Raw genomic sequence first — 11,424 nt, forward strand, 5'->3', positions numbered from 1 at the left:
AAAGTCATCCGGATAAAGTCCGGATGACTTTTTGTGTCTGACAGGACATTTACGCAGAATTTACTTTCAGATGGTGTTGACATTTACAGAAATAAGACTAGTATATGTTCGATATGAAGTATGATATGGGAGGAAAAATATGGGCAGTTATGTAATATCAGACATTCACGGATGCTATGACGAGCTGATCCGGATGCTTGAGAAGATAAATTTAGAGGACAGTGACACTCTGATATGTGCGGGAGATTATATAGATAAGGGACCAAAGAATGCCGAGGTGCTGGAATGGATAAGGAATGTTCCGCCAAATGTCATTTTGCTACGCGGCAATCACGATGAGGACTTTGCACAGAATATAGAGGCGATGAGGATCATCAGCTATAAAATGGATCTTGACAGGGATAGCCTGCAGGACACGAAAACTTTGTACCAGTCGATGAAAAAGCTTGCGAAAAAAGATGCCAGCGTAAAGTTTGACCGCTGTGAGACGGTATACGAGCTGATAGAATCCGGATATACTTTCTCGCGGTTATGTGCATGGGCGGATCGGATAAAGAGCATGCCGTATCTGTATGAGACGAAAGTGTCTGACAGAAAATGCATAGTAGTCCATGCCGGATACATCAGAAGGCTTGATACGCCGGAACTTAAGGCCAGGTACAGCTCAAGGGAAGAATTCTATATGAATGCCAGGGGTGATGGATTTACAAATGGCGGCATCATGCACGGCATGGTTGTGGCGGGGCATACTCCTACGACCAAAGAGGAAGAATTTGCATATAATGATGGACGGGTATTTCGTAAGTATGATGAGGAGAGAGATTTTTTGTTCTATGATATAGACTGTGGATGCTGGATGAGATATACAGGGAAAAAGAACGCAAGACTTGCATGTTTCAGGCTTGAGGATGAAAAGGTGTTTTATGTGTGAGGTTGTGAAGTCCTATAAAGCTGGACTTCACATTTTTTTCACAAAAATTATTAGCACTCGGTATTGACGAGTGCTAATAAAAGTGGTATAACATAATCAGTCAAAGGAAAGAGCTTCTAAATAGAAATTAACGATAAGCCTTGAAGCGATCCTTTGAAAAGGAAACGAAATTATTAACATGTATATACCTGATGCGATAAAGGCAGAGGGGATAGATATTGGAAGGAGAGATGACTTATGTTAATGCCTAGTATTATTGGAGATAGCTTTTTAGATGATTTCTTTGGATATCCTGAGAGGACTTATGCAGCACCAAAGCAGACGCAGATGAATGGATTTATGCAGGCTGATGTAGCAGAGAGTGAGGATGCATACACAGTTGAGATGAATCTCCCAGGAGTTAAGAAAGAGAATGTGAAGATAGAGCTCAAGGATGGATATCTGATCGTGAACGCTTCTACAAAGAGTGAGACCACAGAGGAAGATAAGAAGACAAAGTATATCCGCAAGGAGCGTTACAGTGGCTCAGGCAGCAGAACATTCTATGTCGGCAAGGATCTGACTCAGGAAGATATCAAGGCCAAGTTTGAGGACGGTGTGCTTAAGCTCACAGTTCCAAAGATTGAGAAGAAACCGGAAGAGCCAAAGTCAAAGTATATAACAATTGAATAATATTTCACAAAGCATGCAGACGCCGCGCGAAGCGCATATAATGCGTCTGCCTAGTAAATAAAATACATTTCGTAGTGTTGATGACCGGCGCAGGAACCTCCCTCCTGCGCCGGTTTTTTGCATAAAAATGTCAGATTGACGATATCTTATTTGGTGTATATAATTACACTTGGTTGGATTACAGCATGTAATAGTAAAAATATACAAAATTAAATATTGAGGAAAAGAATGAAGATAATTCTATGTGACGATGAGCGTCAGATACATGAGGACATAAGAGCATATGCAGCTCAATATACTCAGAAAAAATCGGTAGTAATACAGTTGGAAGACTGTTATTCTGCCGAAGAGCTTATAGAGCTGGGAGAACACGGGGATGCGGTACTTCTTGATATTGATATGCCTGGAATGGATGGAATAGAGGCGGCAAGAATATTGAGAAAAGAAAACAGAAAACTCACGATTGTTATGTTGACAGGGAAAAGAGAACGGTTTAAGGAAGCCTTTATGATAGGGGCTGTCAGATTTGTGACAAAACCTGTTGAAGAGGATGAATTGTTTGAAGCACTGGATTATGTGACATTATCGTCCGCGGGACAGGAGCTTCTTAAGGTCAGATATAATGGTTCAGAGTGTGAGATAATGCAGAGGGATATTTGTGTTATAGAGGCAAAGTCAGATTATCTGGAAATATATAGCAAGTACAGGCGATATGAAAGCAGAGAGAGACTTGGAAATATCCTAGGTGAACTTGATGAGAGATTGTTTATTGAGATACATAAAAGCTATATTATAAATATGCAGCATGTCAAAGGCATTACAAAGTATCGTATTGTAATGGATGATGATAAGGCAATACCTATAGCAAGACGCAGATATAAAGATGTATTACAGAAAATGGTTGATTTTGACCGGATGATGGGGTGAAGATAATGGGGGGGTATGCTTATAACATAATGGTTATATTGCTGATCGTGATAGAGTATATTGTGTATTTTTATGTACTGGGAGGGCAGCGTTTTAGGATAAGATGCAACAAGCTAAGAGGAGCATTGCTTGTTGCCGGAACAGTGCTGTGCGCACTGACGGTGATTTTGGATTCGCAGCTTATCATCAATTTGATGGCGGCGGTATATGCATTTATATTGGCAGTGGTTTTGTACGGCATGTCTTTCAGAAGTGCGGTAAATATAATGATTGTGGCATCTCCGGTGTTGGAAATGTTTGAAGGAATAGTCAGACTTGCCATAAAGTACAAGGTTATGCCAGACGAGAGGAGCCTTGTTGCTATGGGCATAGCAGCAACCATACTTATCATGTTGATATACTACTTTTTGCTGGGGCGCAGATTAGGGAAAGATGCATTCCTTCTTCCGATGCGTATAAGTGTCATGGTATCTGCTGCGGTATTTGCAGTTATGATGATGACAACGTTCTTTGATTCTTTTATAGGTCTTGAGGAAAGTCCGAAAGTGGAAACTGCTGGATTTGTGGTGACTACAGTGGGGAGCATAGTTATATTTATCATAATATTTGGAATGATATATTACTTTAATGTCAAGACAGAGTATCAGATAGAGAATGAAGGTCTGGAGCGTTACAATGAACAGCAGAGAGAGTATTTTGAGAATTTACTGGAAAGGGAGAATGCTACCAGGCAGTTCAGGCATGATATCATATCTGAGCTTACAGAGATAAGAGGCTTTTGCAGCCGCGGTGAATACGATGCGCTGGATAAGTATGTGAGTGAAATGATGCATGACATATCAGACATAAGCAAGAGAAGCTATGATGTTGGAAATGAGATTGTCAATACTATGCTCAACTACTATCTGTATCCTGTGAGAGAGTTTTGTGATATCCGGGTGACAGGGTATGTGACAGATAAGCTTTCAATTGGCGACAGAGATCTGTGTATCTTGGTGTCAAATCTCTTGAAAAATGCAGTGGAGGCAGTGGACAGACAGGAGAGCGGAGATAAAAGCATTGTATTCGATATCCATCAGGGGAAAATGAACACGTATATAAGTGTCTGCAACAGCTTCAGTGATGATAAGCTGTCATGGAGTGATGGCAGGCTGGAGACAACGAAAGATGATAAGCATAATCATGGATATGGAATTAAAAATGTGGAAAATATCGTAAACCGTTATGATGGCGATATAAGTTACAAAATAGAGGGCAGTAAATTTATTGCAGATATAATGATAAAGAAGTAATAGAAAAACATGCAGTCTTAAACGATTGCATGTTTTTTGCTGAAAAATTGACCGTTCACCGTGTTTTATGACCGTTCACTGAATAAGTGTTGTAAATGGGGAAGTTTCGTAATACAGTCTGAGGTGGCAGAGGCATGGTGGGTTTTGTGGATTTATTAAAAACTGCATAATTGAGACATTTGTCTGCAAGATAGCGAAAAAAGGGGGGGGAAGCACATGTTGTATGAAGGATATGTTGATTGGTTGTGGTGGCTGCTTCGTAAGGTATAATCTTAAGTTAGTTGTAAGATGTTGTAACTTTAACTGCAAACGTAATAGTAGTATATTAAAAGGAGAGTAAATTAGGTGAAGAATCAAAGAAGCAGAATAAAGATGGCTTTTGTTATATTATTAATTGTTAGTGTAGGAACATTTGGAGTAAGTACATATGTAAGTGCTGCTGGAAAGGCGAAGACTAGTTGTACTAATAGAGTAACATTTTCAAATGTTTCGCTTCCAGACAGAAGTGTTAATGTAACATTGGCATCAGCAATAAAGGAAAATAATAGAAGTTATGGACAGTTTAGAGTCACTAAATATACTAAATGTGAGAAAATAGACTTCTGGATGAGGACTTATTACAATGGAGGTTGGCATTATTGGACAGACTACTTTGTGAATGATATATCAGATAAGGCTGTTCACAAGGTAAAATACTGTGACAAGCAGAAGGAGTACTATCAAAAAGGGGTTCGTGCAAATCTGAGAGCAGAAAATGCAAAATCGACAGTAAGCATATTCAAAAACAGAATCAAGGTATCAGGAGTGGTACGTTTTAATTAGAAGAGGAATACAATTATGTTTGCAAGAGAGTTAAAAAAAGTAATTGAGAGATGGCAGTTCTGGGGAACTGCCATCTTTATGGTGGCAGCAGTTATCGTAAATCAGCTTATAACATGTGCACAGTGGTGGGGAAAAGAGGTGACATATATAAGAGGTGCATATAGTTACACAGCCATTCACAATGTGTGCTCCAACATAACTCAGCTTATATTCTCAGATTTTCTGCCTATATTGGCGTGTCTGCTGGTAGCGGACATATTCTATGAAGAACGAAGCTGTGGTTTATCCAACGTGATATTTACAAGGGAGAGTAAAAAGAAAAATATAATATGCAAAGCTGCAACAGTTGCATCTGTGGCATTTGCCGTGGTTACTTTGACATTGCTTGTAAGCCTTGCAATAAGCCTGGTGACTTTTGATGCGAGAGGTCGTGCCGGGGGAAATGCAATATATATCACACTCCTTCCGCCGGAGCCGGATAGGGAGTTTGGTTCACTATATGCGTATCATCCGTATGTCAATGTAATAGTTTATATATTGATAAGAGGCGGATTAGTGGCTTTATATGCGCTATTTGCATTTGCATTGTCGACAGCGTTTGGTGCAAACCGATATGTGATACTCATATCTGCTTTTGTATACAATATACTCTGGTCAGGTGTAACGGCTCTGGCAGACAGTGATGTTATCGGTACAGATATTATGAGCATGAATCCATATGGAAGTGGGTGGTCAATTGTGATATTTGCAGTTGTGACATTGATTATTAGTGCGTGTATGATAGGTGTGGGCTGTAGAAAGGATTGTCTTTGATGAAGATTAGTGTAAGGCATAATAGAAAGCTTATATGGTGCGCATATTTGTGTATATACCTTATCATATTTCTTGTTATGAGATGTAGTCAGAGAAAAGAGCTGGGTCTGGAACAGATGTATACAGATCTTTATCTGGAGGGAAATGTGATAGGATTATATGCGTTGGTGTTCTGTCTTTTTCTTATTCCGTTATGCAGCATGTGGCACATGGATATAGTGGCGGTCAGATGCAGTTCAGTCACCAGCCATATGTGGCTGATCATCAGACAGATTTTGTTCGGAAGCGTGTCTTTCAGCCTGGTTTTGAGTATTGGGTCATATCTCATAATAGGTACATCAGCGCCTGGCTGGTGGGAAAAGGAAAATGTCAGATATATTTTGATTCAGACACTGCTTCAGGGTATTGGATGGATAGAAATAGGAATGCTGTTTGTACTTATATTTTCATATACGTGTAATGCTGTGTGGACATTCCTGCTGGATTACATTGTATTCGTGTTGTTTAACAGTTCTGTATTTGTTCCAAGAATGGAAAATGTTGCTCATTACACCAGACTTTATTATATGATGTTTCATATAGATGTGCTATCGTCTGTGGCGGAGATTGTCAGCGTGACGGCTATGAATATTGTGATTATTCTGATTATGATGGCTGTTTTATATAGGAAGGCTGCAACGATGCAATATCTTCCAAAAATGAAATAAGGGGATGCTTATGAAGAAGAATACAGCAAGGTGCGGAGTTGCGCTACTCATATATATATTGATATTTGTCAGAGCTTATGGGTGCAGTGATGTGGGGACGGCATTTTATATGGCATACTGGCCGCTTGATTTCATGGATGTGAACAGGATGTTCTTATCTTATACTATGCTGGTACTCTCGCAGCTTCCATTATATATATTATGGGGAGATTATTTTTGCGAAAATCTGTATAGAAATGCGTCGGTTATATTCACGCGGACAAAGGGAACAATGAGCCTTATGTTCAGGTATTCACTTAAAATGTGCATAGAAATCATAGCATTGACTGGACTTTCAGCTATATGTATGGCTGTAGTTCCGCTTATCAAAGGTGAAGCTGTGCCGGGTGATCTTGCTGATATGGGCATATATGCATTATATATGTGTGTGCTGCTCCTTGCAGCGAACATTTTGGCATTGATCGGAAAGCCTGTGATAGGCATTGCTGCGGTAATACTGTTCCAGGCTGTCCAGCTTATACCCTTGTGCGGTATACCAGAGAAGGTGGGCAAGGGGCTCAGGTTATTGCCTGGATATTTTATGTGGGGAATCCAAAATGGGATTGAATGGTCTGGCAGAGCCTTGAGTGCATGTGTGATGCTTGGGCTTATGCTGGTATTTATATGCTGTCAGGGGATAGTTGCCAGAAAGACAGAGTGGAGGTAAGCAGGATAATGAAAGTTCGAATTGAAAATGTGACCAAGAAGATAAAGGGCGTAACAATTCTTGATAATGTAAGCTGTGAATTTGAAAGTGGAAAGATATATGGTATCACTGGGGCAAATGGCTCTGGCAAGACAATGCTGTTAAGGCTTATTGCTGGGCTGATAAAGGCAGACAGTGGATGTGTCTATATAGATGACAAGATATTAAAGAAGGATATAGATCATCCGGAGAACATAGGTGTTCTGATAGAAAATCCTAATTTCTGGAAACGCTATACAGGAATGGAGACACTAAAGCTGCTTGCAGACATACGAAAACAGGCGACAGAAGATGATATAAAGAATGCTCTTGTCAGGGTTGGACTTGAACCTTCGGATAAAAGAGTGGTGAGGAAGTATTCACTGGGAATGAGACAGAAGCTTGGAATAGCTCAGGCGATAATGGAAAAACCGGATATCCTGCTTCTGGATGAGCCTACGAATGCTCTTGATAAAAAGAGTGTGGAACAGGTGCGAAAAATTATCCATGAGGAAGCGGAAAGAGGCGCCATTGTAATAATTGCAAGCCATAACCCGCAGGACATTGAAGGCTGCTCAGCTATCTTGGAAATGGCGGAAGGTCGGGTGTGCGATGAATAAGATTGCAGTAAAAGGAATGCTGGCAGTGCTGTTACTCGTAGTGCTGGGAATAGCAGCAGGTATGATTACACGGAGAACATTTGTAGATAATACTGACCTGAAGGCGTTCATTGATACAAATCCGGTTGTTGAATATTGTGACATTAATTATGCCGATGATGTTTCTATGGGCATGGTGGATGGCGATAGTGTAGAGTCTGTGTCAGATCTTATGGCAGATGGTGAACTGGTTGTAAGGGTGCATCTTGACGAGACGTGGAACAGGGAATTGTACCAGGAGTGTGTGTTTTCCAAGGCTGAAGTAGACCATGTGTATCAGGGAAATGCAGAACCTGGAGAAGAAATATATATATTTGAGCCTGTTGACTGCGTGGGCGATTTCATGGATTGTACGTGTGGATATACGCTTATGCAGGAAGAAACCGAATATGTGTTATTCCTCAAGAAACTGAAAAACGCAGGATATGGTGATGCTGAATATGTGTACATGCCGCAGTGTACGACATATGGAAAGTATACATATGGCGATAGTGTTCCGGCAAAGTATATTGATTCCCAGGATAGTGACAAACTGCCGGCATACAGCGATATCAGAGATGCTGAGGTGATTGTACTTGATGATGAGCAATATGACAAGTATTGCAGATTGAAGAAAGAAGTTATGGCACTCAGATGATATTTCATATTTTGTAAAAATACGAAATGATTCCAATGACTGGTGTTCAGTTTGAAAGGTTATTTAATATGATAAAAAGACAACGTATAGTGAAAGAAACGAAGAGAAAGATAGAGATATTATTTATTATGGCATGCGCGTTTTCGTGTATAACGGCGTGTCAGAATAATTCATCAAATCAGGAGACTGTGCAGACGGTGAGTTATGACAGCGCTTCTGTTGGCGGAAATCTGGGAACTGCAGCTTCGTGTGAAGGGGTTCTTGAGAAGATGATAAATGATTCCTGCGTTAAGGTGACAGGCGCAAGTGCGTCGGCAGAAGATGTGATTTACACCTTGGATAGTTATTATTACAATCCAGATGAGAACATAGTGGCATATGGAATTAAAGTTACAGATTTAGAGGGGAATAGGCTGTCTGCAGAAAAGAAAGCAGAAATTGAAAAGAATATGTCAAAGGATACTATGACCATTTCATTTGGTTCGTACAATGAAATATCCATGTATGAGTCAATATCTGATGACAGTGATTTTTATATCAGCGGTGCAAATCTGCTGGCTGACAAAGGAAAAGCTGCACAGGATAAGCTTGATTCTATGACTATTAACGATGGTGATCACGAATACACTCTGAGTCTGCCTGATTATAGTGTGAAGAGCAAAAGCGTAAATTACAAGGTTTTTACATCTGAGGAATTAGAGAAATGTGTAACCGGGGAAAAAACCTTGACGTTGGTTTTTGACACTAAGTATGAGCAGAGTGAGCTGGATGATGAGCTGGAGCAAGAGAAGAAAGCACTTGGAGATGCATTCAATGAGGAAGACTATGGATATATAATGTATAGCAGCATACAGCTTAAGATGAATGATGGCAGTCTGGTTGGTATCTTAAATGATAAGGAAGTGGGGACTCATGTAAAGAAACAGCTTTCAGGGATATCCGTGAGCTTGGGATTGGAAAGTTATCAGGTTGTATTGGATGATAGTGTGGATCTGTATCAGGTTAACAGTGTTCTGGTAGATGGAGTAGAGCATACAGTGGACAAGACAGAATAAAGCTGGGGAAGTGGAGTTTAGGCTGGAAGTCCTAGTCCTGTAATCAGATATTTGTAAAAATGATAGAAAAGGTTATCTAAGGATGGCAGATTTGAGCGCTGCCATCTTTATTTTTTTGTCGATTGACAATGAAAGACCACTGTTTATAATGAAGTTAGCGAAAAAAGAATGTTGAAGGAGATGTATGGCATGAGATACAAGGCAGCGATATTTGATATGGATGGAACAATACTCAATACTCTGGAGGACCTGACAGACAGTACAAACTATGCACTTGCTCATCATGGATTCCCTGAGAGAACTATAGATGAGGTTAGAAGATTTGTTGGGAATGGCATACGAAAGCTCATTGAGAGAGCTGTGCCGGCGGGAACTGATGTGGCAACGATAGATAAGGTGTTTGATACATTTGCTTCTTATTATAAGGAGCACAGTGCCATCAAGACCAGACCATATGACGGAATACATGATGCCATCGCAAAGCTCAGGGCAGCAGGTGTGAAGACTGCGGTTGTGTCCAACAAGGCGGATTTCGCAGTCCAGGATCTGTGTGTTGACTATTTCCCGGGAATGTTTGATTTCGCACTTGGTGAGAAGTATGGCATAGCAAAGAAGCCGGCACCTGACATGGTGGAGGAGTGCCTCAGAACGCTTGGTCTTGAGAAGAAGGATGTCGTATATATAGGTGACTCTGATGTGGATCTTGCCACAGCAAGAAATTCTGGAACGGATGTCATCATGGTTGGCTGGGGTTTCAGGGATGAGGAGTTCATCATGAGCCTTGGAGCACCATTTGTCATTCATGAACCACAGAAGATAGTTGACATAATACTGGGAGAGTAGCGGATGCTGACTTATTCATTTGATGACAGGGGGATGGATTTCCTCTATGAACATTTGTACAAAGAGATAAAAAATGACATATTAATGGGAAATCTTAAAGCCCATGAGAAACTGCCGTCAAAGAGGGCACTTGCAGCTCATCTGAATGTGAGCGTGGTCACTGTGGAGAATGCCTACAGCCAGCTTCTTGCGGAGGGGTATATTTATTCCAAGCCGAAGAGCGGGTTCTATGTGTGTGACGTGAAGGCCGAGGATGCGGATGTTGTGGGAGTGCGCAATGCCTACTATGCCAGTGAATATAAGGGTGGTACAGAAGGTTCCGTAATGAAAGATAATGCAAGGCAGAACATGACCTCAGATGAATCGGACGTTGCATACTTGCGCGGAATACGATCGGAAAACCATGTGACAGAGCATTCTCATGTGATCAGGGAACACGCAGAATCCCCTGGCCAGAACAGGTTCTTTGCCGACTTTGTAAACAATTCCACCCTCAGTGAGAACTTCCCATTTTCGACATGGACGAAGCTCATGAGGGAGACGATGATGGATGACCGGGAAAAGCTTATGAAGAGATCACCGTCTGGTGGTATATTTGAACTCAGAAAGGCCATTGCGGACTATCTCTATCAGTTCAGGGGGATGTCTGTAAGCCCGAACCAGATCATAGTCGGCGCGGGAACAGAATATCTGTATGGTCTTATCATACAGCTTCTCGGCAGGGACAGCGTATACGGTGTGGAGAATCCGGGATATCAGAAGATACAGCACATATACGATGCATATCAAGTGAAATGCTGTTATATAGACATGGATGAGAGCGGTGTCAACATAGATTCGCTAGAGCGGTCCGGGGCTGATGTGGTGCATATATCACCGTCACACCATTTCCCTACGGGAACTGTCACTCCGGCGAGCAGGAGATATGAACTGCTGGGCTGGGCGGCAAAGCAGGAGGGCAGATATATCATAGAGGATGAATATGACAGTGAATTCCGTCTGGTGGGCAATCCGATCCCAGCACTTCAGAGTATAGATGCCTCAGATAAGGTCATATACATGAATACATTTTCAAAAAGTTTGTCATCAACCATACGAATAAGCTACATGGTATTGCCAATACCGCTCATGGTAAGGTATAATCATGTACTAAGCTTTTATGCGTGTACGGTGTCGAATTTTGATCAGTATACACTCACAAGGTTTATCCAGGAGGGGTATCTGGAAAAGCACATCAACAGGATGAGAAAGTTTTACAGGAACAGCAGGGACAGGATACTTGGTTGTATCAGGAGTCACAGGCTGTATCCACAGGTAACGATAAAGGAAGAGAATGCAGGTC

13 protein-coding genes are annotated in these 11,424 nt (G+C 41.2%); all 13 read left to right on the forward strand.

What is annotated here, in order from left to right; genetic code table 11:
- Positions 1–139 precede the first annotated feature (139 nt).
- Positions 140–931: a metallophosphoesterase gene (locus ABUA34_RS07200; RefSeq protein ID WP_022058900.1), complete on the forward strand. Its 792-nt coding sequence runs from the start codon at positions 140–142 to the stop codon at positions 929–931.
- 237 nt (positions 932–1,168) lie between these two features.
- Positions 1,169–1,603: an Hsp20/alpha crystallin family protein gene (locus ABUA34_RS07205; RefSeq protein ID WP_118017275.1), complete on the forward strand. Its 435-nt coding sequence runs from the start codon at positions 1,169–1,171 to the stop codon at positions 1,601–1,603.
- 228 nt (positions 1,604–1,831) lie between these two features.
- On the forward strand, positions 1,832–2,530 hold the full coding sequence (locus ABUA34_RS07210; protein WP_349823076.1) for a LytR/AlgR family response regulator transcription factor: 699 nt from the start codon (positions 1,832–1,834) through the stop codon (positions 2,528–2,530).
- Positions 2,531–2,559: 29 nt separating this feature from the next.
- Complete coding sequence (locus ABUA34_RS07215; RefSeq protein ID WP_349823077.1) at positions 2,560–3,822, forward strand: sensor histidine kinase; 1,263 nt, start codon at positions 2,560–2,562, stop codon at positions 3,820–3,822.
- A 345-nt stretch (positions 3,823–4,167) separates the two neighbouring features.
- Positions 4,168–4,644 carry a hypothetical protein gene (locus ABUA34_RS07220; RefSeq protein ID WP_022058257.1) on the forward strand — a complete coding sequence of 159 codons (477 nt, stop codon included), beginning with the start codon at positions 4,168–4,170 and terminating at the stop codon, positions 4,642–4,644.
- A 15-nt stretch (positions 4,645–4,659) separates the two neighbouring features.
- Positions 4,660–5,457, forward strand: coding sequence for a DUF2705 family protein (locus ABUA34_RS07225; RefSeq protein ID WP_349823078.1), 798 nt, complete (start codon positions 4,660–4,662; stop codon positions 5,455–5,457).
- 77 nt (positions 5,458–5,534) lie between these two features.
- Positions 5,535–6,164: a hypothetical protein gene (locus ABUA34_RS07230; protein ID WP_349823079.1), complete on the forward strand. Its 630-nt coding sequence runs from the start codon at positions 5,535–5,537 to the stop codon at positions 6,162–6,164.
- Between the two features lie 10 nt (positions 6,165–6,174).
- Entirely contained in the window at positions 6,175–6,870 is a 696-nt protein-coding gene (locus ABUA34_RS07235) for a hypothetical protein (RefSeq protein ID WP_349823080.1), read from the forward strand.
- Between the two features lie 8 nt (positions 6,871–6,878).
- Positions 6,879–7,508 (forward strand): ABC transporter ATP-binding protein, encoded by a 630-nt coding sequence (locus ABUA34_RS07240; protein ID WP_349823081.1) that lies wholly within the window; start codon positions 6,879–6,881, stop codon positions 7,506–7,508.
- Positions 7,501–8,184, forward strand: coding sequence for a hypothetical protein (locus ABUA34_RS07245; protein WP_349823082.1), 684 nt, complete (start codon positions 7,501–7,503; stop codon positions 8,182–8,184). The genes ABUA34_RS07240 and ABUA34_RS07245 overlap by 8 nt, the downstream gene beginning before the upstream one ends.
- A 128-nt stretch (positions 8,185–8,312) precedes the next feature.
- Complete coding sequence (locus ABUA34_RS07250) at positions 8,313–9,239, forward strand: hypothetical protein (protein ID WP_227135093.1); 927 nt, start codon at positions 8,313–8,315, stop codon at positions 9,237–9,239.
- A gap of 189 nt (positions 9,240–9,428) precedes the next feature.
- A complete protein-coding gene (locus tag ABUA34_RS07255; RefSeq protein WP_349823083.1) occupies positions 9,429–10,082 on the forward strand; it encodes an HAD family hydrolase in 654 nt (217 codons plus the stop codon).
- 3 nt (positions 10,083–10,085) lie between these two features.
- On the forward strand, positions 10,086–11,424 hold a 1,339-nt coding region (gene pdxR, locus ABUA34_RS07260; protein WP_349823084.1), incomplete at its 3' end, for a MocR-like pyridoxine biosynthesis transcription factor PdxR.

It is taken from the genome of Coprococcus sp. RTP21428st1_C9_RTP21428_210409 (genome assembly GCF_040227395.1).
Lineage (GTDB): Bacteria > Bacillota > Clostridia > Lachnospirales > Lachnospiraceae > Coprococcus > Coprococcus aceti.